Annotated in this window: 21 protein-coding genes; 6 read left to right on the forward strand and 15 right to left on the reverse strand. The window is 36.0% G+C overall.

The features are described from left to right. Positions 1–186: 186 nt before the first annotated feature. Together fepA and fepR are read right to left on the reverse strand one after the other, a co-directional pair. Positions 187–1,518 carry a multidrug efflux MATE transporter FepA gene (gene fepA, locus CKV67_RS10755; protein WP_014093418.1) on the reverse strand — a complete coding sequence of 444 codons (1,332 nt, stop codon included), beginning with the start codon at positions 1,516–1,518 and terminating at the stop codon, positions 187–189. Positions 1,519–1,532: 14 nt separating this feature from the next. Then, positions 1,533–2,117, reverse strand: a complete 585-nt coding sequence (fepR, locus tag CKV67_RS10760; protein WP_014093419.1) for an efflux pump transcriptional regulator FepR — start codon at positions 2,115–2,117, stop codon at positions 1,533–1,535. Positions 2,118–2,269: 152 nt separating this feature from the next. On the opposite strand from fepR, the gene CKV67_RS10765 reads away from it, so the two are divergent. Both CKV67_RS10765 and CKV67_RS14890 read left to right on the forward strand, forming a co-directional pair. Beyond that, entirely contained in the window at positions 2,270–2,689 is a 420-nt protein-coding gene (locus tag CKV67_RS10765) for a hypothetical protein (RefSeq protein WP_025280036.1), read from the forward strand. A 32-nt stretch (positions 2,690–2,721) separates the two neighbouring features. Then, entirely contained in the window at positions 2,722–3,453 is a 732-nt protein-coding gene (locus CKV67_RS14890; protein ID WP_269447555.1) for a Fic family protein, read from the forward strand. Between the two features lie 142 nt (positions 3,454–3,595). On the opposite strand, the gene CKV67_RS10775 is transcribed toward CKV67_RS14890, so the two are convergent. Next, entirely contained in the window at positions 3,596–4,639 is a 1,044-nt protein-coding gene (locus CKV67_RS10775; protein ID WP_014093420.1) for an alpha/beta hydrolase, read from the reverse strand. A gap of 214 nt (positions 4,640–4,853) precedes the next feature. Between CKV67_RS10775 and CKV67_RS10780 the strand changes: the two genes are divergently transcribed. The 3 genes from CKV67_RS10780 to CKV67_RS10790 all read left to right on the forward strand — a co-directional run bounded on the left by CKV67_RS10780 (position 4,854) and on the right by CKV67_RS10790 (position 9,147). Then, positions 4,854–6,068 carry an argininosuccinate synthase gene (locus tag CKV67_RS10780; RefSeq protein ID WP_014093421.1) on the forward strand — a complete coding sequence of 405 codons (1,215 nt, stop codon included), beginning with the start codon at positions 4,854–4,856 and terminating at the stop codon, positions 6,066–6,068. 3 nt (positions 6,069–6,071) lie between these two features. Next, positions 6,072–7,442: an argininosuccinate lyase gene (gene argH / locus CKV67_RS10785; RefSeq protein ID WP_014093422.1), complete on the forward strand. Its 1,371-nt coding sequence runs from the start codon at positions 6,072–6,074 to the stop codon at positions 7,440–7,442. 181 nt (positions 7,443–7,623) lie between these two features. Beyond that, positions 7,624–9,147, forward strand: coding sequence for a glycine betaine uptake BCCT transporter (locus CKV67_RS10790; protein WP_014093423.1), 1,524 nt, complete (start codon positions 7,624–7,626; stop codon positions 9,145–9,147). 55 nt (positions 9,148–9,202) lie between these two features. On the opposite strand, the gene CKV67_RS10795 is transcribed toward CKV67_RS10790, so the two are convergent. From CKV67_RS10795 to CKV67_RS10850, 12 genes are all read right to left on the reverse strand, one after another. Beyond that, complete coding sequence (locus CKV67_RS10795) at positions 9,203–9,394, reverse strand: hypothetical protein (protein WP_014093424.1); 192 nt, start codon at positions 9,392–9,394, stop codon at positions 9,203–9,205. A 3-nt stretch (positions 9,395–9,397) separates the two neighbouring features. Beyond that, positions 9,398–10,048 (reverse strand): class II aldolase/adducin family protein, encoded by a 651-nt coding sequence (locus CKV67_RS10800; protein WP_014093425.1) that lies wholly within the window; start codon positions 10,046–10,048, stop codon positions 9,398–9,400. Between the two features lies 1 nt (position 10,049). After that, the gene (locus CKV67_RS10805; protein WP_014093426.1) at positions 10,050–10,982 is read right to left on the reverse strand and encodes a 1-phosphofructokinase; all 933 of its coding nucleotides are present in this window, start codon (positions 10,980–10,982) and stop codon (positions 10,050–10,052) included. Between the two features lie 17 nt (positions 10,983–10,999). Then, on the reverse strand, positions 11,000–12,349 hold the full coding sequence (locus CKV67_RS10810; protein ID WP_025280038.1) for a PTS galactitol transporter subunit IIC: 1,350 nt from the start codon (positions 12,347–12,349) through the stop codon (positions 11,000–11,002). 27 nt (positions 12,350–12,376) lie between these two features. Continuing rightward, positions 12,377–12,652, reverse strand: a complete 276-nt coding sequence (locus CKV67_RS10815; RefSeq protein WP_003753268.1) for a PTS sugar transporter subunit IIB — start codon at positions 12,650–12,652, stop codon at positions 12,377–12,379. Between the two features lie 5 nt (positions 12,653–12,657). Then, on the reverse strand, positions 12,658–13,125 hold the full coding sequence (locus CKV67_RS10820) for a PTS sugar transporter subunit IIA (RefSeq protein WP_014093428.1): 468 nt from the start codon (positions 13,123–13,125) through the stop codon (positions 12,658–12,660). A 7-nt stretch (positions 13,126–13,132) separates the two neighbouring features. Continuing rightward, positions 13,133–15,139, reverse strand: coding sequence for a BglG family transcription antiterminator (locus CKV67_RS10825; protein ID WP_014093429.1), 2,007 nt, complete (start codon positions 15,137–15,139; stop codon positions 13,133–13,135). Between the two features lie 201 nt (positions 15,140–15,340). Beyond that, on the reverse strand, positions 15,341–16,354 hold the full coding sequence (locus CKV67_RS10830) for a WxLIP family cell surface protein (protein WP_025280039.1): 1,014 nt from the start codon (positions 16,352–16,354) through the stop codon (positions 15,341–15,343). A 72-nt stretch (positions 16,355–16,426) separates the two neighbouring features. After that, positions 16,427–17,167 carry a WxL domain-containing protein gene (locus CKV67_RS10835; protein ID WP_014093431.1) on the reverse strand — a complete coding sequence of 247 codons (741 nt, stop codon included), beginning with the start codon at positions 17,165–17,167 and terminating at the stop codon, positions 16,427–16,429. Then, entirely contained in the window at positions 17,164–17,466 is a 303-nt protein-coding gene (locus CKV67_RS10840) for an EF2685/EF0750 family sortase-dependent surface protein (protein ID WP_014093432.1), read from the reverse strand. The genes CKV67_RS10835 and CKV67_RS10840 overlap by 4 nt, the downstream gene beginning before the upstream one ends. A gap of 52 nt (positions 17,467–17,518) precedes the next feature. Then, positions 17,519–19,615, reverse strand: coding sequence for a leucine-rich repeat domain-containing protein (locus tag CKV67_RS10845; RefSeq protein ID WP_025280040.1), 2,097 nt, complete (start codon positions 19,613–19,615; stop codon positions 17,519–17,521). A 166-nt stretch (positions 19,616–19,781) separates the two neighbouring features. After that, a complete protein-coding gene (locus tag CKV67_RS10850) occupies positions 19,782–21,212 on the reverse strand; it encodes an aminotransferase-like domain-containing protein (protein ID WP_014093433.1) in 1,431 nt (476 codons plus the stop codon). A 125-nt stretch (positions 21,213–21,337) separates the two neighbouring features. Between CKV67_RS10850 and pdxS the strand changes: the two genes are divergently transcribed. Then, positions 21,338–22,225: a pyridoxal 5'-phosphate synthase lyase subunit PdxS gene (gene pdxS, locus CKV67_RS10855; RefSeq protein ID WP_014093434.1), complete on the forward strand. Its 888-nt coding sequence runs from the start codon at positions 21,338–21,340 to the stop codon at positions 22,223–22,225. Position 22,226 lies beyond the last annotated feature (1 nt).

A 22,226-nucleotide genomic window follows, 5' to 3' on the forward strand; every position in this document is an offset into this window, starting at 1 on the left:
TATTGAAATATGGAAAACTATTCATTCCACCTAAAAAAGCGATATAGCTTCTTTGTAAAGTTATATTTTAACACTTGGATGGAATAATCATGAAAAAAGGATACTTAACCAAAACTTCCCCTTTTTGACTCTTTTTTAGTAGCTATTTATCCAAAAAAAGCGAAGACCTCGTCTTCGCTTTTTCATCTATTTAAATAAAATCTGTTTTTTCTTCATATAAATGACAATTGATATCGCAACAATCATTTCTGAAATTGGGATTGCTAACCAAACACCTGTGATACCAATAATAGAAGGTAAAATCAGTAGGAAGATAACCATGAAAATAATCTCCCGCGATATCGTAATCCAAGTTGCCATTTTTACTTTGTCCGATGTTTGGAAGTACGTCATCATCACAAAGTTAAAGCCCATAAATAAGTATGCAGTATAGAACAGTTTTATTCCTGAACTTGCTAGCTCTTTAATTTCTGGACTAAAGTTACCAAACATCGAAACGAGTAAGTTAGAGGCAAATAAACCAATTATCAGGAATCCAACTCCGGTACAGAAAGCAACAAGAATCGCTATTTTTAATGTCTCTAGTTCCTTCTCCCTTTCCCTTGCTCCGCGGTAATAACTAATAAGCGGTTGAATTGCCGAACCCATTCCGAGAAAAAGCATCAAAATCACACTGTGTGTATAGTTTAATACAGAGAACGCGGCTACTCCGGCCGTACCAGCAATTGCCGCAAGGGAGATATTATATCCAAATGTAAATACGGACACCCCCACTTCGGCAAGGAAACTCGGTAAACCAATGGAAAAGGTCTTTTTGAAAAAAGCTTTATTCCAGTCTACTTTCACAAATTTTAATCGGCTTGTTTTTTTAAAGAAATGGGTTATCAGAATAAGTACACCAATAATAATCGCAATCATTGTTGCAAGAGCAGATCCTGTTACTCCCCATTCAAAAATAAATAAGAAGGTATAATTTAAAATCACATTAGAAATTGCCGTTACAATTAGTGCAATCATCGATAAATTCGGATCGCCATCATTTCGCACAAATATACTTAAAATGTTTTCTAGTGTAAGCGCAAATCCAAATACAAGCAAAATATTCATATATTCGAGCACATAACCAATGGTATCTTCATTCGCACCTAAGAAATAAGCAAGTGGTACTTTAAAAATAAAAGCGATAATTCCGATTAAAATAGTAATGGAAACCACTGCAATAATAGCATTTGTAAAAATAGTCTGCGCTCTAGCAACGTTCTTTTCACCAATTGCAAAAGAAAACTGTGTAGCTGCTCCAATTCCAATCCAAATCGAAATAGCCGTAAAAATGGTAAAGACTGGAACTGCTATATTTATCCCAGCAAGCGCAGTGCCTCCGAGTTTATGTCCAACGAAAATTCCATCGATAACGATATTTAATGACATTAATAACATCCCAACTAAGGAAGGTATTAAATATCTAAAATAAATCTTTTTTACTGAATCTGATTCTAAAATCTCTATATTTTTTGCCATGCTGCACCTCTAACTTAAGCTTTTAGCGTAATTCCTCTCCAGAAAATTTGCCATAAAGCCGTTATTTTCCTTTCTGATCTTTGTGGTTCATTTACATAAACAATCTCAACGATAACTGCATCAAGAATGCCCATATATGCTTCTTTCATTGTTTCTACATCTTGTTCTGGAATTAGTTTTTGCGCTATCCAGTTACTAAATAATACCGTAAAGTCTTGCTCCATTTGACTCACATTATCGCTAATTTCCGCTTGGACAATATCGTACAAATGTTTAGGCGGATAAAAACCATATCGTAACCAAAACTGAAATCCAGCATCAGTATCATATAAATTTTTCACCCCAAAAAGCAAACTAGCTAGCACTAAATCTGGTCTAGATAAGTCACTATCCTGAAGATGCGCCCGGTAGTAGTCGATTTCTGTTGACTTTGCATCCTTCATAATCGATAAAAATAAATCATCTTTATCTTTAAAATGAGAATAGATGGATTGCTTTTTTAAACCTACAACTCCCGCAATATCTGCGAGCGATGTCCCTTCAAATCCATTGCTTGCGAAAAGCTTCAAAGCGGCTTGCTTGATTTCTTTTTTCCTCATTTACAACACTCCTTTCGCATAAAACTGACGACCGTTCGTAAGTGATCTTCTCACGAGAGATATTGTTTGTCAACAAAATTTGTTTATTTCAATCAAAAGATTCCTTCTTATTTATGATATTATATGCTTAAAGTTAAGTTGGAGGTGCTTTTATGTCAGAAAAATACTATCCTTTAAAAACTATATTTCATCAAAATGAAGATGATTACAAACAAGAATTAGACTTGCGTAAAAATAGCTATGGTACGTATCTAACTAATCTTGAAATAACACCTATCGTTAATGGAACTTTTAACAGTCCAAAATTAAATTTATTTTTAGTGAATACTAAAAAGTTACAAAGTCTTTTGCAAGAAGCTCTAGCAAATAGCAAAGAGATTGAATTAAACAGCAGAAAATTACCTACACATGCATTACAACAATATTTCGATTCTTTACTTATCAATGAATTGCAAAGTACAAACGAAATCGAAGGCGTTCGTAGTACAAAAAAGAAATTTCTGAGGCGATTGATGAACTTGGAGAAAATGGTAAGGGAATTAAAAATGCGAAAAGATTTATCGGTCTTGTAAAGCTTTATCAGTATGTAGATGATTATAGAGAAATCACGTCTGTCCAACAGTTTAGAAAAATTTATGATGAGTTAGTTGCTGATGAAGTTGAAGATGATTGTAAACTTGATGGCGATATCTTTAGGAAAAATTTTGCAGGTGTTCAAAAAAATGGTGAGTTTACACATAAAGGGGTAGAACCAGAGACTAGAATAATCGACTATTTAAATAGACTAATCAATTTTTTGCAAAATGATCAAATGTCCGATTTATACAAATATATGGTAGCCCATTATTATTTTGAATATATTCATCCTTTTTATGATGGTAATGGTAGAACTGGCAGATATCTTATTTGTTCTTTAGTTAGAAAAAACTTAGATAGATTTTCTTCCATTACATTTTCATATATCATTAATCGACATAAAAACGAATACTATAAAGCCTTTGAGCAAGTATCTCACCCTTTTAATGCTGGAGAAATGACATTTTTTTGTGAACAGATGATTAAATTTTTAATAGAAGGCCAAAAAAGAATTTTAAAAGATATGAACGAAAAGGAAACTAAGCTGAACATCATGTTAACTAACATTAAAAAAATGGAGCTTGAGCATACAGATTTAACTGAAACAGACTCCCACATCCTATTTATAATTACTCAGAGTTGGTTATTTAGCAGAAAATATAACAGAATAACCAATAATGATTTAATTAATATGGAAAGTTTTGGAAAAAGAAGAAGAGTAATGAACGCAACAAAAAAATGGAAGAAAAAGGTTTCTTAGTTAAGATAAGTAGTCGTCCAATAAGATATACATTAAATAAACGTTTTGTATCAGAATTGTTAAATGAAATCTAATAAATTCACTATACATTTGCAGAATCATTCAAAAAATCCACTCCGGATGAAAGAGTGGATTTTTCTATTTATTTTTCTTCTAAAAACTCGCTGATTAATTCGTATGTTTCGTCTGTTGCTTCGGAGTTTGTTGTCATATAACCATGTGGTACTTTTTCAAAACGTTTTATGAATACTTCTACGCCAGCATTTTTTAATTTTTCAGCGTATGCTTCCCCTTGATCTCTTAGTGGATCAAATTCTGCTGTTGCTAAGAATGTTTTTGGAAGGCCAGCTAAATCTTTGCTACGAATCGGTGCAACAAGTGGATCATATTTACGATCAGTGGCATTTGCCATATATAGTTTAAAGAACTTATCTAAGGACTCTTTTGTTAGTACATAGCCTTCTGCAAATTCATCCATTGACGGATAAAGTACAGATGCGTCACGACTGAAAATATCTGTTGATGGATATAGTAGGATCTGTGCAGTGATACTTGGTGTACCTTTTGCTTTAGCGATTTGTGTAACTACAGCCGCTAAGTTTCCGCCTACGCTATCTCCTGCGACAATAATGTCTGAAGATTTAGCTCTTAAGCTGGTGCGATGACTTTGAACCCACAGTAGTGCAGCATATGCATCTTCCACTGCTGCTGGGAATGGATTTTCTGGAGCAAGGCGATAATCCACCGTTACTACACGAGCGCCTGTTGTTTGTACTAATTTCCGAGCAACCGCATCATGCGTTTGCAGTCCGCCTAATACAAATCCACCGCCGTGATAATAAACGATGATTTCGAATGGGCCATCTTCTTTTGGTGTGTATATCCGAATCGGGATTTTTCCACCAGGACCATCAATTTTTTTATTTTCCACATCGCCAATTTCGATATCTTTAGCAGATGGTAAGGCTTTTGTTGCAAGTCTCATATATTTATATCGCGAATCTACGTCAGATAATGGGGAAGTGTTTTTCACAAATTCTTGTGATGCTTCATCTAAATTTTCAAGTACTTCTGGATTATACTCTTTTCTTCCAACCGCTTTTTTATAAATAAAGAAAACGACTAACAATGGAAGTAGAATAATCCCAGCAAAACCAATAGCAATCCATTTTATTGTATTTTTCACACTTGCTCAACTCCTTCAATATAACTTCATTAACAAGTATAGCAGTTTTAGTAGCAGGAACCAATTTATTGCTATTTTAATCAAAAATTTTTTACTCCCAATGTATTTTTAATCATTTTTATGAATAACATAAAATAAAAAGGTTGATATACAAGAACATCAGTGTTAATATAAATACAAATGTTTGTATATTTATAAACGGAGGGTGTTTACAATGACAAAAGAAAAGATTGTATTAGCTTACTCAGGTGGATTAGATACTTCTGTTGCCATTCAATGGTTAGTAGAAGCTGGATATGAGGTAATCGCATGCTGTTTAGATGTTGGCGAAGGGAAAAATTTAGACTTTATTAAAGAAAAAGCCATTACCGTTGGAGCGAGCCAGTCTTATACGATTGATGCAAAGGAAGAGTTTGCGGAAGATTTCGCTTTAATTGCCCTTCAAGCTCATGCCTACTATGAAGGAAAATACCCGTTGATTTCCGCACTAAGCCGTCCTCTTATTGCTAAGAAACTAGTAGAAGTAGCTCGGAAAGAAGGCGCGTCTGCCATCGCTCACGGTTGTACTGGTAAAGGAAATGACCAAGTTCGGTTTGAAGTAGCGATTCATGCCCTTGCGCCGGATTTAAAAGTTGTTTCTCCTGTTCGCGATTGGAAATGGTCGAGAGAAGAAGAAATCAATTATGCACAGGAACACAATATTCCCGTTCCAATTGATTTAGATAATCCTTTTTCCATTGACCAAAATCTTTGGGGTAGAAGTAATGAATGTGGCGTCCTAGAAAATCCGTGGACAACACCGCCGGAAGCTGCTTACGACTTAACTGTTAGTTTAGAAGACGCGCCAGATACAGCAGATATTATCGAAATCACTTTTGATGCTGGTATTCCAATTTCTTTAAATGGAGAAAACATGAGTTTAGCTAACCTTATTTTGAAATTAAATGAAATCGCTGGTAAACATGGCGTTGGTAGAATTGACCATATTGAAAACCGTCTAGTAGGTATTAAATCACGTGAAGTATATGAATGTCCCGCTGCAGTGACTTTAATCGCGGCACATAAAGAATTAGAAGACTTAACTTTTGTTCGTGAAATCGCCCACTTTAAGCCAATCATTGAACAAAAAATTAGCGAAACTATTTACAATGGCCTATGGTTCTCTCCTTTAACAGAAGCGCTAGTGGCATTCTTGAAATCTACCCAAAAATTTGTGAACGGCACCATTCGTATCAAACTATTTAAAGGACACGCTATTGTTGAAGGCAGAAAATCACCAAACTCCCTTTATGATGAAAACTTAGCTACGTATACCTCATCCGATACCTTTGACCAAGATGCAGCAGTTGGCTTCATTAAACTATGGGGGCTACCAACAAAAGTGAGCGCAGAAGTAAATTCTAAAACAACTATCACAACTGAGGTGTAAAAAATGGAAAAATTATGGGGCGGACGTTTTCAAGGGAAAAGCGAGACTTGGATAGATGAGTTCGGTGCATCCATTTCTTTTGATCAAAAAATGGCGCAGGAAGATTTAATCGGTAGTTTGGCACATGTCGCAATGCTTTCAAAATGCGAAATTATTTCCAGTACAGAAGCAGATGAAATTACAGCTGGTTTAAAAAATCTTCAAGTGAAGTTGTCACAAGGAGAACTTGAATTCAGTACGACAAATGAAGATATTCATCTAAATATCGAAAAACTGTTGCACGATGAAATTGGTCCTGTTGCTGGAAAACTTCATACTGCTCGTAGCCGTAATGATCAAGTAGCGACTGATATGCATTTATATTTAAAGCAAGGAGTGACAGAAATAATTACTTCTTTAAAACATTTGCGCATTGTTCTTATCGAAAAAGCGGAACGACATGTTGAAACGATTATGCCCGGTTATACTCACTTGCAGCATGCCCAGCCGATTTCATTTGCGCATCACCTACTTGCTTACTTCGGCATGTTCACGAGAGATTTAGAGCGACTAGAAGAAAGTGTCAAACGGATTGATGTCTCACCACTTGGTTCTGCAGCACTTGCAGGAACAACTTTTCCGATTGACCGGATGTATAGTGCCGAATTACTAGGATTCTCCAAAGTATATGAAAATAGTTTAGACGGCGTCAGTGACCGTGATTTTATTATTGAGTTTCTTAGTAATAGTTCCCTTTTAATGATGCATTTATCGCGTTTTTGCGAAGAGTTAATACTTTGGACGAGTCACGAATTTCAGTTTGTTGAGTTGACAGATGCTTTTTCGACCGGTAGCTCGATTATGCCTCAAAAGAAAAACCCTGATATGGCAGAGTTGATTCGCGGAAAAACAGGGCGAGTTTATGGTAATCTTTTCGGTATGCTGACGGTTCTCAAAGGACTTCCGCTTGCTTATAATAAAGACTTACAAGAAGATAAAGAAGGCATGTTTGATACACTGGAAACCGTAAAAATAAGTCTAGAGATTTTTGCAGGAATGATTGAAACAATGAAAATTAATACAGTCGTTATGGAAGAATCCACCCAAAAAGATTTTTCTAATGCAACAGAATTAGCTGATTACTTGGCGAAAAAAGGGGTTCCTTTTAGAGAAGCTCATGAAATCGTTGGGAAATTAGTTCTCGAATGTACACAAAATGGCATTTATTTGCAAGATGTGCCACTTTCATATTATCAAGAAATTAATCCGCTAATTAAAGACGACATCTATCATGTGCTTGCCTCCAAAACTGCCGTTCAAAAAAGAAATTCTTATGGTGGGACTGGATTTGATCAGGTTCATATCGCACTAGCCAATGCGCGAAAAATTTTGTAAAAACTGGAATGCATCTCCTTATATGCGTTCCAGTTTTTTATAACTTTACCTATTGTATGCACCAAGCTCCAACTGTTGAAATCCATTTGTCAAAGTAGCTATTTATTTGGTACTATAATAGAATGTTACCTTTTAGCTAACATGGGGAAATACATACAGAGAAATAAAAAGGAGTGATGCAATGAAAAAATTAACAACGGTATTTTGGGGAGCTAGTTTGTTAGTTTTATTAGCTGTTTTATTTGGAGCTTTTTTACCGGATAAATTTGAAACGCTAACAACTAACGTTCAACAATTTTTAACAAGTAATTTTGGTTGGTATTATTTAATCGTTGTGGCGGTTATTATTATTTTCTGCTTATTTTTAGTTTTAAGCCCGATTGGTTCCATTCGGCTTGGAAAACCTGGTGAAAAACCAGAATATAGTAATCTTTCTTGGTTTGCGATGTTATTTAGCGCTGGTATGGGAATTGGATTAGTCTTTTGGGGTGCTGCAGAGCCATTATCTCATTATGCAGTTCAAGCGCCTGGTGGTGAAGTCGGTACACAAGCTGCGATGAAAGATGCTTTGCGCTATTCATTCTTTCACTGGGGTATTTCGGCGTGGGCAATTTATGCCATTGTTGCACTTGCACTAGCTTACTTTAAATTCAGAAAAAATGCCCCTGGTCTGATAAGTGCTACACTATATCCAATTTTAGGAAAACATGCCAAAGGTCCAATCGGTCAAATCATTGATATAGTTGCTGTTTTTGCAACGGTTATTGGAGTCGCAACAACACTTGGACTAGGAGCTCAACAAATTAATGGTGGACTAACGTATTTGTTCGGCGTACCTAATAATTTTAGTGTCCAGCTTACGATTATCGTGGTTGTCACTATTTTATTCTTACTTTCTGCAATGTCTGGATTGGATAAAGGAATTCAACTCTTAAGTAATGTAAATGTTTATGTTGCTGGTGTCTTACTTATCTTAACGCTTATTCTTGGACCAACACTTTTCATTATGAATAACTTTACCAATTCATTTGGTGATTACTTACAAAATATTATTCAAATGAGTTTCCAAACTGCTCCTGATGCTCCAAACGCTCGAGCTTGGATTGACTCTTGGACGATTTTCTACTGGGCTTGGTGGCTATCTTGGTCTCCGTTTGTTGGTATTTTTATCGCCAGAATTTCTCGTGGTCGGAGCATCCGCCAATTTTTACTTGGTGTAATTGTACTCCCTTCCCTAGTCAGTATATTCTGGTTTGCTGTTTTTGGAGGTTCTGCTATTTTTGTTGAGCAACATGCAAACAGTGGTCTTTCCAAACTCGCAACGGAGCAAGTACTGTTTGGCGTCTTTAACGAACTTCCAGGCGGGATGATTCTATCAATTGTCGCGATGATTTTGATTGCGGTATTCTTTATTACTTCTGCGGATTCTGCCACGTTTGTGCTCGGTATGCAAACAACTGGCGGTTCACTGAATCCACCCAACTCGGTTAAAGTAACATGGGGACTCTTACAAGCGGGAATTGCCAGTGTTTTACTTTATGCTGGTGGTTTAACTGCCTTGCAAAATGCCTCGATTATTGCTGCATTTCCGTTTTCAATTGTTATTATCTTAATGATTGTTTCGCTTTTTGTATCACTTACTAGAGAGCGAGAAAAATTAGGACTTTATGTAAGACCGAAGAAATCACAACGGTCACAATTGTAAACTAAAAAAGGGATGTAACGCTATTATTCAGTGTTACGTCCCTTTTTTATTATCCTTATTTCTGCTTATTGGCAATTATTTCTCGGTAACTCCTTGTTTTTCTAGGGTGCTTTTTACGAAAGAAATGTTGCGAGACAACCGCTAACACAAGGGCTATTGCGGTAATAGCGATAGAACTTCGAAATATACCCGTGATTAATAATAAAGCACTTATAAATAAGGTTGCATTAAAAAGGAATTTTTCCATTTGTTACTCCTCCAAATTATAATTTAATTCTCCGTCATGTACTAATTTTTTTATATTTAATGCATCAAACACCATCGCTTTTTCAGCAATATACGCATTATATTCAATCCGTTCTAACATATCGTAGGCTTTATGCAATGTGGACTCTAATACAACAATACCGTGTTTATTAAGTAAGCTCGCACTTGGCACTGCCTTATCTGCTAATTCAATGACATGTTTTCGAACGATTTCTGCCAATTCTGGGCTAGTTGCAGGGGCAAAAGTAAGTGTTGGAATCCGTCCTATTTTTTGAGTTGCTTCTGTTAAATTCGGGAGTTCCATACCTAGTGTTGCAAATAACATGGACTCTTTGGGATGCGCATGAAGAACACAACCAATATCGGGATTTTCTACATAACAAGCACGATGTAAATTAATTTCCCGCGTAATTTTCCCGTCGCCCTCTACTACTTCATTATTATTGTCTACAACAAGAATTTCGTAGGGAGAAAGGTCACACAATTTTGCTTGGCTCATTAGTGTTGGCGTCATTATAATGTGCTCTCGGTTCATTCTAACACTAACATTTCCACCCGCTGCATTCGTTTCAAAGCGGTCAAACATGGTCTTCACTATTTTCGCTAAATCTTCACGTTCTTTTTGGTATAACATATTATCTCTCCTCTAATTGTATAATACTTACTTGATTTTTTAATTGTCCAGCTACTTCTAAATCAAAACTCGAACTGTCATGTTGCATTACTTTACTAGCTGAACAACCAGTCGCTACTTTTAACGTTTCCATAATAGGCATATTCATCGCAAGCCCGGCAATAAATGCACCTACAAAAACATCCCCTGCTCCAGTATCGTTTCGTTCTTTCACAATTGGTGCGATAACTTGATAAAGTTTGCCATTATAAGCGCATATCGAGCCTTTTCCACCAAGTGAAACGACTAAATACGGAATTTTTTCTGCGAGTTGGCGAATATTTTCTTCAAGTGAATTCATCTTTTCATCTAAAATAGCGACAACTTCATCTTCATTTGGTTTAATAAAGTCAACGCCCATTTCGACTGCTAATTTTAAATAATCTCCAGAGTTATCACATGCTAAAAAGGCGCCAGTAGCTTTGACGGTTCTGAGTAGTTCTTTAAAATCAGATAATGTATAATGAGGAGGCGGAGATCCAGCAATCACCACCATATCCTCTTTTTTAACTTTTTTAGCGATTTGTTTTAAAAGCTCGGTTTTATTTTTCTGACTTACAGAAAAGCCTGCTTCCGGTATCATGGTACTGCCGTTTGTGTCATTACTTAGGACGACGAAGCATTCCCTTGTTGAAGTTCCAGCTTCTACAAGAAAATCATGGGTAATATGCTTTTCTTTAAGAATTGCATATAGTTGGTCAAGATTGTCTGATCCCGCAATTCCTAGTGCTTCATTTTTAATGCCGAATTTTGCTAACACTCCTGAAACATGTAGCCCCTTTCCCCCACAATCAAAAGCGGTTTTTATAACCCGATTCGTCTTCCTTTTTTCTAACTCACCATGAATGAAAAGTAATCGATCTATCGCTGGATTTAATGTTATTGTGTAAATCATCTCATCACTCCTACTTTTTAAGAGCTCGCTTTTTCTAGTTCAATTGTTCGTTTTTTCATCATTTTCACATAAAATACTAGTAATAGTACCCAAATTGCGGCAAAAATAAAACCGAGAATCGTAAACTGACTTGCTTCTGCAAAAATATAACGGAAGATTGGATACTCAAGAGTGCTCCAAGTAATTTCTTGCCCTGCTTTCAGTGAAATCGCTCCAGTTGAATGCGCCAAATCGGTAATTGTTCCAGCAAAGAAAGTCGATACATATAAGAAAATTGGTGTAGTAACGACACCTAGAATAATCATCCGCATTAAATTCCCACCTGTCACAATTAAAGCTGGTGCACATAAGAAAATATTCAGGATTCCGGCGAATGGAAGTACCCCATTTCCTGGCAAGATAAGTGCAAAGATAAGTGTTACTGGAACCATCACGACAACGGCAACCCAAACCTCACTACATCCTGCTAAAATCGGCCAATCTAAACCGATAAAAAGCTCACGGTTTTTAAATTTACGTTTCATAAATTCGGAAATACCATCTGAAAGGGGGGACAAAGCTTGCATAAATAATTTCGCTACCATTGGGAAAAGTGTAAGTGCCGCAGCTGCCTGCATTGCTAGCATCAGCGTTTTAGCCACATCATAACCAGCAGCAATACCTAGAAGTCCACCGATAATAAAGCCCATCACGTGGTTTTCTGCAAAAATCCCAATTTTATCTTTTAACGCATTCGCATCCATGTCTTTGCGAAGTGCTGGAATTTTCTTAAGTAGCCAATCAATCGGCATTAAGAAAATACAGAAAATCATCATTCCGTGTGAAACAGTAACACCTGGAATCCCGTTCAACACTTGAATTTGACGTTGATTCGCATCGCAAAGGATTAATTCTGTCACAATTTGAATTCCTGCAACAATAAAGGCTAGGTAAACGTTATGTGTGACACCAATAATTAATACAGCTGTCAAAATTTTTCCCCAAACATTCCATAAATCGACATTCAAGGTTTTCGTCTTATTAATAATGAGCATGATAGCATTAATCCCCAGCTGCAACGGGAACATTAAGAATGCGAATGGCCATGCCCAAGCAAGTGTCGCCATTGACGTCCAACCACCATCTAAAATACTTAAATTAATTCCGGTTCTTTCCGCAAGACCTTGTGCTGCAGGAGTTAAAGCTTCAATCATAAAGCCGATAACAATGTTCATTCCAAGGAAAGCAACCCCCAGAATAATCCCTGCACTTACCGCATCTTTCACCTTCATCCGTACAATGAGTCCAATAATAATCATTAATGCTGGAACAAAAACAGCCGCTCCAAGATTCAAAATAAATTGTATGACTGATTGTAATGACTCCATTTTTCCACGCTCCCTTTTCTAGCTTGTTTATTTTAAGGCGTTTATTAGTTTTTCTGTTTCTTCTTCCATTCCCATACCTGTTAAAAAGGCGATACCATTCAGTGTTGGAATATCATATTCTTTATTGGCTTTAGTAATTGCGACATAGACATCACTTGTTCGAACGTGCTGATCGAGTGACTTAATATCAACAGCTTCCACAGTTGCACGAACTCCTTTTTCTTTTAGAATCCGTTCTACTTTTGATGCGACGGTTTGACTTGTTGCTACTCCGGAACCACATGCTACGATAACTTTTTTCACTCTAATCACTCTCCAAATTGTTTTTTTAGAAACGCACATAATGAGGCGCTCTCATTGATTTCTTTCAGTTGTTCCACAAACGCGGCTTCCATAAATTTCTCCATGATACTTGAAAGCAGTGGAACTTGGTCTTTCGGTTGTTTGATTCCAAGCATGAAAATGATTTCCACATTAATCCACTTCTCACTTGATCCCATTTGGATAAATGGAATTGGCGTAGAAAGCTTATTTACCAGTACAAAAGGACGTTTGACATAAATCGTATCTGTATGAGGAATAGCCATTTTAATTCCATTCATCTCTAGCCCAGTAGGAAAAACAATTTCTCGACTTGTTACGGCTTCTTTAAAAGTTGCTTCTACATACTGTTCTTTTTCTAAAATCTTGCTAGTGCATTCAAAAAGTTCTGCCTGATTTTGGTAAGTAGAATTTATCAGGGTTAATTCTTTTTGAAACAAATCATGGTAATCCACGTACCGCTCACCCCCTTTCAAGGATTTCAACAATTTTATTTTTGTTAGTAGAAGCTAAAATTTCTGCTAATTTAGCTGGTTGTAAAAAAACTTCATTTAATTTTAGTAATAATGGAATATGTTTGTTTTGTTCGGATGGCGCAAGTGCAATCACCATTTTGACAATCTGATTATTAGGGGTTTTTGTAGCTGTTTTAAGTATCATTAGTTGAATATCTTGTTTTTTTGCACCATTGATAGGTTTAGCATGTGGCAAATAAATATTCGGACCAATCATCATTTGCTCATAATTTTGATAGAATATTTCTTCACATGTGTTGATGTAACAGGAATCCACCGTTTCTCTTTCTAGCATTGGTGCGAATGCAGCTTGAACTAAATTCTCCCACTTAGAATTGCTCTCTAAAAAGTGAATTTGTTCTGCACCCATTTGCAGTTTTTCTGGTTCTTCTTTCTCGGTTGGTAATTCCTTTTTACTGAAAAATGATTCTACTTTAGCTTGAACTAAGCGAATATTTTCTTCGGGAATTTCGTCTTTTAGCATCGCAAGAAGTTCTTTTGTTTTTTTATGGCTGTCCATTTCAATCGCTTTATCGACTTGTTCTCTTAAGATTTGGCGGCTGTCTTTACTTAGGATGGATGGAATCACAAAAATCGTTGCGTTACTTTGAACAGGAACGGTAGTAAAAATAAAATCGATATCTCTAGCAACTGTATTTAACTGCCTGACCGCATAAGCTCCTTGAAAATCGATATTTGGAAACATCATTTTTAAGTTTTCAAGTAATAATTTGGAAATCGAAGTGCCGCTTTTACAAAGTACTACTGCCCGGAAAATGGGTTGCTTAGTTTCTTCAATTTGATACATCCAGCCAAGCACAATCATCGATAGGTAGACAATTTCTTCCTCTGACCAAATATGTCCGACCAGCTTTTCGAACGGTTTCGATGCCTTTGCTACAATATTAAATGTTGGGGTGTATTCTTTAATAAATTGCTTTTTTAGTGGATTGTTAATTTGGAAACCTAGGATTGTTCGATAAATTGCTGGCCGGACATGTAAAATCACTTTTTCTTTAAACTCATTTTTTTTAACAATTTCAATAGCAAAGTACATTTCAAGCAAGCGAATAAATTCGTCTACCGCATAGGCAATTTCTTCACTGTCTGAGAAATGAAGCGCCGACTCGACTAGATTAGATGCAAGTACTTGCAAAGATAAGTAAAGCAAATCATTTTCGCTTAAGAAGTCATAACCCCAGAACATTTCTTTCATAATCGGGAATTCACGGGTATTTTTAATGTCATACATCTCAATTTTAAAAGTCCATTTCTTTATCGTAACTTTGGAGCGTTTGATGATTCCGTGGAGAATGTAAGGTAGTTCTTCCATTTGCTCATCTGTAAAAGTAATTTGAAGCTTGCTTTCTACTTTTTCCAATCGTTTTCTCAGTAAAAATACTTCATTTACAGTAATTAGCTTTTTTTCATCCAGTACAAACTTTCCGTATGGTGTCTGGATGACTTCGCGAATTAGTTCCGCAAGTAAATTACGAATCAAAAATTCTGAACCGGTAACCGCATAACCATCTTTTCGCGAATAATCTAATTGGATTTCAAACTCATGTAAATTTTCTTTGATACTCCTTACATCAGTTAACATCGTATTTTTACTTACATAAACATACTCTGCCAGTGCTCCTAGAGACATATAATGATTATGAAGCAATAATTTAATCATAATAAGTTTGCGGCGGATATTAACTTCATAAAAAGAAAATAACTGTTGTTCTTCAGCAGTTAACAACCGGTAGCAAGCTTCCCTACAGGCGTCGGTAACAAAAATCATGTCATGGTCAATCAAAATTGGTTCTGACTTTAGTAGATGGTTTATTTGTGTAATCTGTGTGCTAATTGCTTCTTTTGATACTTTGAAATTTTGGGACACATTTTTTAGATTCACTTGTCGATTCAAGAGCAGATAAGTAATTAATTCCTTACAATTCTGTTCCATCTACTTTCCCCTCCCTTAACTTAATAGTAAATGATAACCCTTACATAAAAATGCTTATTCATCACAACTTATCTTTTAGCGGAAAGATTTATTGTGATGAAGATTTTTTAAGCGTTACTTTTCATTATAAAGTAGAAGAGGTTTCGTGGAATAGATAAAAAAGTGTGATAAAGCATCTGCAAATGCCTTACCACACTTTTTCTACTCTTTATTTTGTTTTTTGGTCTTCGTTTGTCGTCCTAATAAAAATACGAAAACTAATAAAGTGACTAAAACAATGGAACCTATTAACACATATATCCAAGTAGAATCTTTTTCAAGATTTACTGCTTGTTCATTCAATTTAGCCGCTGTTTCTCCTGTAATAACAAATTCTTTTTTCCATTCCCAGTGGTTTTCCCCAGAATCTGCTGTCATTTCTAAACGATAAGTTCCTGGCTTAAGTTCTTTATTTCCCCAATTAATCGCGTAATCAAAATTAGAATTAGGTGCCATTGCCATATTTTTTTTTTTAGTTTCGTGCAATACTTTATCACTATTCTTTTTGTACACTTTTCCATCTACTTTTAAATCGCGAATAATAATCGCTGTTTTATTTTGTAGTTTACTGTATACCACATTTCGATAATTGGATTGACCGGGAAATACATCTAATAATTCCATCTCTGGTTTAATTACTTTCTCTGTTTCTGAAAGTTGTAACCCAATGACATAAGAATATTTATTTTCAATCTGTGTATCTTTTTTTTCTTTTAATTCCGATTCTTTTTGTTTCATATAAATGCCACCAAGAAGAATTCCATCCCATGATTCTTCTGGCATTGTCACTTCAAACGGGACGGTCATTGTTTCTTTAGCTTTAAGTTTAACTTCTGGTGCTAGCTTGGTTAACCTTTGAATATTATATGTAAGTGTTTTATCCAATTTTGGTGAGTTTTCACTATATTCTACTACACCATTAACATTGGTTATCGCAGGATTGATAGTTGTTTCTACTGTCACATCCTTATCCGACAAATTAGAAAATTTCAAGTGCAATGTTTGTTTTTGTTTAGGTTTCATTCGTAAATCAAAATAACTTTTTTCTTTGTTGATTTGATTATCAGGAATCACAGCGTCTACCGAAAAATTCATTTCAGAAGCAAATACATTGCCTGGAAATAGAAAAATGAATAACACACAGCTAAGCAGTACTCTAGTTATGATAGTTCGCATTATATTCTCCTTTTAAAAATATAACTGAGTCAACTGCAAATAGAGCAGTCTGACTCAGTTAGCTTTATCTTATTATGCTGGTACTTCAGCTAACTCCCATGTAAGGGTAGTTTTATAGGCTTTTTCTAACTTTTTAGTTGAAGATGGTACTGCAAGTTGGATGCTATCGTATGTGCCTGTTCCGTCACCATATGATAAGCTCCATGTACCCATACCTTTATCTTTAGCTGCAGTCGCAACAACCGAAACGCCACCATTAGGATTTAATACCGTATTAGCCACTAGCGTTGGAGCTTGATTTCCAGATAGAGAAGTAGCTTGAAGTTCTTTTAATGACAACTCTGCTCCAGTTAATTCTGTTTTCTCTACATTATCTGCTTTAAATTGACCATTTTGTTTAACTGTTAATCTCCAGCCTTCGTTTGAACCACGGTTATCACTTACTTGTACAAAGTTTGGTACATCTTTTTTTGTACCACTAAAGTTTACATTATCCATTTTCGCATTATAAACTGCTGCAGAACCACTAATTTTCGCATCACCAAAGTGAATATTCGAAACATAATCAATGCTTAAAGGTCCAGTTACTGGAAAACCATCTTCATCATCTGGATCTGGTGTAATTGGCTCATCTGGATCTGGATTGATTGGATCTAGTGGATCTATCGGATCATTCTGGCCTAATTTAAAAGTTATATCCGCTTTTGAATCTCCTGTCACACTTGCTGCTTTCACCTCTAAATCTGTTGCCAGCATAATTGTCGCAATACTTACAAATGCAAAACCTGTCATTCCAATTTTTTTAATATTCATATTACCATTCTCCTTTTTTCAGTTAAATTAAAACCACTTAATACGATTAAAAATATTCCCAAAAATATGTAACAACTGTTGCTATCACCTGTTTTTGGTAAAACTGCAATTCGTTCTGGAGCATTTTCCGCTTTTACACCAGAAGGAATTATTGTATCTTTTGGTACCAAATTCTGCTTGTCATCATCCCCAAAAAAGACGATTCTAGCATCGCTTTTCACTGATGCTGCTTGAACAGTTGAAGAAAAGCATACTGTGAAAAATACTCCTACTACGCATAAAAACATTATTTTATTCATAGTTTTTTCTCCTTATCTATACAAACTTGTATTTTCTCACCTCCTTAAAATATTATAGATTTGTTGGTGTATCTGCTAATATCCACTCGATAGAAGCTTGATATTCTCCTTTTACTTTTCTAGAAGATCCTGGCACGTTTAAAGCTACTTCATCAAATGTAATATCCCATGTCCCATCTTTTAATGTTCGGGAAGATTGCGCGACAATTATCTCAGAATCAATCGGCATCTCCATACTCCCAACAAGATTGATTCCCGTAGAACTACTTCCTTGTTTTGTTATTGCTTCTGGATTTTTAAAGGTTAGTGTTTCCCCTTTAAGTGAGTTTTCTTGATTACTAAAAGAACTTCTTTTTGCGGTTAAGGTCCATCCTTTCGTATTTCCAGCAGTGTATGTACCTCTTTGATCGGCAATGCGAATAAAATTTTTCACTTCTTTTTTTGTACCGGATTCATTAATTTGATCGTATGAGGCAATGGATTCTTTTGTGTTGCCACTTATACCAATTTCCTCAAAATCTAAATTTGAAATATACTCCATCCGTAGTGGACCATAGCTAATTTTCTCTTCATCATCTGGATCAAGAATTCCATTGTTATTATCATCTGGATCTTCATCATCAATTAGCTTATCATCATCATAATCAGCTGGTAGCCAGGTAATATCTACTGTAATCCCTCCAGAGTATTCACTACTTTGTTCAGCAAAGGAGTAAGAATATGTTGGTTTTTTGTTAGTTAGATTCCATTGGTACCAGGTAATTTCATTTGTTTCCGCATTATAGACGCCTTTGTCAGAAATTTTCGTTGGAATGATAGGCTTACCAGTCTCATCAACCCATAAGTTTTTCACAGTAATAGTTTTATCTTTTTTCGCAGTAACAGATTGTTTCAACTTTTGCGTTGTTACTGAAATCTTATTACCATTAACACCAAAAACTGACTTTAAAGGGCTTACATCCATAATATTATTACTAGTCATAGAAAGAAAAGTTAAATTCGTTAAATTCTTCAGTGGACTAATATCTACAATTGGATTCACAGACAATTCTAGGGTCGTTAGCTTTGTAAAATCTGCAAGAACATCAATATTTGAAATTTTACATTGTGATGCTTGGAACTTAGTTAATTTATTCTTTAAGCCAGCGATGGAAGAAATATCTGTTAGGTTAGCGTTTTTGGATAATGATAATGATTTTAGATTAGGCAATGCTGCTAACGAAGAAAAATTAGTAATCTGTTTATTATTTAATAAATATAAATTCTCAAGACTTGATAGGCCAGCCAGTGGTTGAATACTAGTAATATTTGGAGCATCACCTATTATTAAGGACTTTAATTTTGTCAGATTGGCAATTGGCGTAAGATCATTTAATTTATTATTTCGTAATGTTCCGCCTCCTTCACAAGATAAAAACAAATTTGTTAAATTTACTAAATTGGACAGAGGACTAATATCCTCCAACTCGGTACTTCCTAGTCGGAGATATTTAAGGTTTACTAGATTCTTCAATGATTCTAAATTTGAAATTTTACTATTTGCCATTTTAAAAAAAGTTAGGCTTTTTAAATTACTTATAGGTGAGAGATCTGTAATTGTATCTGTCCCACCTATATCAAGTGTTTGGAGATTGATAGCATACTCTAGTCCCTTTAAAGAATCCATATCACTAGAAATGATTGTTAAATAAATTAAGTCTGCCATTTTTTCTTGCGTGATAGGATCGTCAGTCTTTAGTTTCAAAGTTCTTCTCACTCTTTGCTCCAACTCTGAGCTCTCAAAAACAACAACATTCCTCTCAGCTTTCACTTGATGTGGTTCTACTATTGACTTTGATTCTGGCTCTATTTCAGCTTCCACATTAGTTTGACTATTTGAAGTTTTTCTCTCCGTAGTCGGGCGCTCTGTAGTTGGACTTTCCTTAGTTACAATTTCTGCCGATTGGCTCTCTGGCACGCTCACTTCTTCACTGACCGAAAATGCTTGATCACCCTCGCCTTCACTCTCATCAGCGACTGGTGGTAAATTGGTATTTTCTATTTCTTTTGAAACTTCATTATTGTTATCCGCAAAAACGACAAATGGAGATACCAATAAAAAAGTGACTAACATCAATAAGACTATTTGTTTTTTTCTAGTTTTAATCATTCTCACCTCCTTGTTATTCAATTGAAATAATATCATGCTATCCTATAACTACTTTTCCTTTATTAGTATCTTTTAAATTGCACTTGTGTCAAAATAATGAATTTTTATTTTCTTTAAAGCTATCTATTTAATGATACAAAAAACTCCAAATCACTTTGGAGTTAGGTTAACTTTTCTTTAATATTTGTTGTATAATTTGGGCAACTTTTATGGCATCATTTTTTTCTAATCGGGCGTAAGTCACTCGTATAACAGCTTCTTTTACACCGAATACGAACCCAGGCATGACAAGTAACTGTTTATCTGTAAATACATCAAAATCACGAACAGATCGAAACGACATCGGTAACTTTATCCACAAATGAAACCCACCCTTTGGCTTAATATAGACTAATTTTTTCGGCATTACTTCCTCTATCGCTCCAATCAAATAGTCTCTTCGTTCCATCAAAATGTGCTGTAACTCGTTTAAATGAGTCTCATATCCAGCCGTATTTAATACGACATTGGCAAGCACCTGTGGAAAAATACTTAAACCAAAATCCATTTCATTTCTAGCCAGCGCAAGACGTTCAATTACAGCTCCCGGTCCAATCAGCCAGCCAATCCGCGCAGTTGCCCCCATTATCTTAGAAAGTGAGCCAATATATAAAACGTTATCTTTATCTAATTGTTTTAAAGGAACAGGGATTTGTTTATCTAAGGCAGCAAGCTCTGAAAATGGATCATCTTCTACTATTGGTATTTGTAAATAGGAGCAAGTTTCCACTAACTCCTTTCTTCGTGATAGACTCATTACTAACCCTGTTGGATTTTGAAAAGTAGGATTAACAAAAACCATTTTCACTCGATGTTTGTGATATAAATTTTTCAGCTCTGAAATAATCACACCTTCTGAATCCATTGGTAACGCAAAAATCCGCAATCCCGCTGATTGAAATAATGATAAAGAATAAAAATAGGAAGGAGACTCTATTGCTACGGCATCACCAGGTTTTAATAGGCATTGGGTAATTAGGAATAAGGCTTGTTGAGCTCCTGAAGTAATAAGAATTTGTTCAGGCTGTGTTTTTAAACTATATGCTGTCTCCATTTGTTTTTGAATCGTTACTCGGAGCGGATAATAACCTGCCTCATCTTCTAGTCGTTCTTCCGCAATAAAGGATTGCCATGAAAGACTCGGTGTTTCAAGCTTTGGTGTCATTTCAAGAGAGAGCTCACCTGATGCTACATCAATAACTTCATCAGAATGCATTTTTTCTATTATGCTATTTTGACGAATGTAAGGGGCTGCTGGCGTAAAACCACCTTGCGTTAAATAATGGCGCCAATTGGTAGACTGCCCCGCAAAAAGCCCCCATTTTTCAGCATTTACGATTGTACCGCTTCCTTGTTTTCTAACGATGACAGCTCGTGCGGTTAATTCATCCAACGCACGCACAACCGTAGATCGATTCACACCAAGCATAGCAGCAAGTTTTCTTTCCGGTGGTAATTTTTCTTCTGGTAAAAGCTCCCCGTTCATAATTTTTGTTTCAATTAAATCAACAATTTGTAAATAAATCGGTAATTTTGAATCAGAAGTTAGTTGCCACATTCGTTTTATTCCTCCTATTAAAATTGGATGGAGAAAATAACATCCAATTGGCCGTTTGTAAGAAATGGCTTTTAGCTTATCATAATAATCAGGTAATTTCAATTAAGTTAATGGAGGTTGTTAATATGGAGAAAAAAGTTGGTACTGACCGAGTAAAACGTGGCATGGCACAAATGCAAAAAGGCGGCGTCATTATGGATGTTGTTAATGCAGAACAAGCAAAAATTGCCGAAGCTGCTGGTGCAGTTGCAGTTATGGCACTTGAACGTGTTCCGTCCGATATCCGTGCGGCGGGTGGAGTAGCTCGTATGGCAGATCCTCGTATTGTGGAAGATGTCATGAATGCAGTTTCCATTCCAGTTATGGCAAAAGCGCGAATTGGCCATATTACGGAAGCTCGTGTTTTAGAAGCAATGGGCGTGGATTACATCGATGAAAGTGAAGTATTAACCCCTGCTGATGATGAATTCCATTTATTAAAATCTGATTTCACTGTTCCGTTCGTGTGCGGCTGTCGTGACATCGGTGAAGCATTGCGCCGAATTGGTGAAGGAGCGGCTATGCTTCGTACCAAAGGAGAACCTGGAACTGGCAATATTGTGGAAGCAGTCCGCCACATGCGTCAAGTAAACGGCCAAATCCGTCAAATTGCTGGTATGACCGATGATGAATTAATGGTTGCCGCGAAGAATTTTGGCGCTCCTTATGAATTAATCAAAGAAATTAAAACACTTGGCAAACTTCCGGTCGTTAATTTTGCTGCTGGCGGAATTGCTACTCCGGCTGATGCCGCTTTAATGATGGAACTCGGAGCAGATGGAGTCTTCGTTGGCTCAGGAATTTTCAAATCAGATAATCCAGCTAAATTTGCCAATGCGATTGTTCAAGCAACAACTTATTATACAGACTATGAATTAATCGGAAAACTTTCGAAAGAGTTAGGCGCTCCGATGAAAGGAATCGAAATGTCCCGCTTAAATCCAGAAGATCGAATGCAAGATCGGAGTTTTTAAG

This window comes from Listeria ivanovii subsp. ivanovii (assembly GCF_900187025.1).
Classification (GTDB): Bacteria; Bacillota; Bacilli; order Lactobacillales; family Listeriaceae; genus Listeria; species Listeria ivanovii.

Bases quoted from the DNA above. Each gene is read 5' to 3' on its own strand.
- fepA (WP_014093418.1), bottom strand. From the start codon at position 1,518: ATGGCAAAAAATATAGAGATTTTAGAATCAGATTCAGTAAAAAAGATT.
- fepR (WP_014093419.1), bottom strand. From the start codon at position 2,117: ATGAGGAAAAAAGAAATCAAGCAAGCCGCTTTGAAGCTTTTCGCAAGC.
- CKV67_RS10765 (WP_025280036.1), top strand. From the start codon at position 2,270: ATGTCAGAAAAATACTATCCTTTAAAAACTATATTTCATCAAAATGAA.
- CKV67_RS10780 (WP_014093421.1), top strand. From the start codon at position 4,854: ATGACAAAAGAAAAGATTGTATTAGCTTACTCAGGTGGATTAGATACT.
- argH (WP_014093422.1), top strand. From the start codon at position 6,072: ATGGAAAAATTATGGGGCGGACGTTTTCAAGGGAAAAGCGAGACTTGG.
- CKV67_RS10790 (WP_014093423.1), top strand. From the start codon at position 7,624: ATGAAAAAATTAACAACGGTATTTTGGGGAGCTAGTTTGTTAGTTTTA.
- CKV67_RS10795 (WP_014093424.1), bottom strand. From the start codon at position 9,394: ATGGAAAAATTCCTTTTTAATGCAACCTTATTTATAAGTGCTTTATTA.
- CKV67_RS10800 (WP_014093425.1), bottom strand. From the start codon at position 10,048: ATGTTATACCAAAAAGAACGTGAAGATTTAGCGAAAATAGTGAAGACC.
- CKV67_RS10805 (WP_014093426.1), bottom strand. From the start codon at position 10,982: ATGATTTACACAATAACATTAAATCCAGCGATAGATCGATTACTTTTC.
- CKV67_RS10810 (WP_025280038.1), bottom strand. From the start codon at position 12,349: ATGGAGTCATTACAATCAGTCATACAATTTATTTTGAATCTTGGAGCG.
- CKV67_RS10825 (WP_014093429.1), bottom strand. From the start codon at position 15,139: ATGGAACAGAATTGTAAGGAATTAATTACTTATCTGCTCTTGAATCGA.
- CKV67_RS10830 (WP_025280039.1), bottom strand. From the start codon at position 16,354: ATGCGAACTATCATAACTAGAGTACTGCTTAGCTGTGTGTTATTCATT.
- CKV67_RS10835 (WP_014093431.1), bottom strand. From the start codon at position 17,167: ATGAATATTAAAAAAATTGGAATGACAGGTTTTGCATTTGTAAGTATT.
- CKV67_RS10840 (WP_014093432.1), bottom strand. From the start codon at position 17,466: ATGAATAAAATAATGTTTTTATGCGTAGTAGGAGTATTTTTCACAGTA.
- CKV67_RS10845 (WP_025280040.1), bottom strand. From the start codon at position 19,615: ATGATTAAAACTAGAAAAAAACAAATAGTCTTATTGATGTTAGTCACT.
- CKV67_RS10850 (WP_014093433.1), bottom strand. From the start codon at position 21,212: ATGTGGCAACTAACTTCTGATTCAAAATTACCGATTTATTTACAAATT.
- pdxS (WP_014093434.1), top strand. From the start codon at position 21,338: ATGGAGAAAAAAGTTGGTACTGACCGAGTAAAACGTGGCATGGCACAA.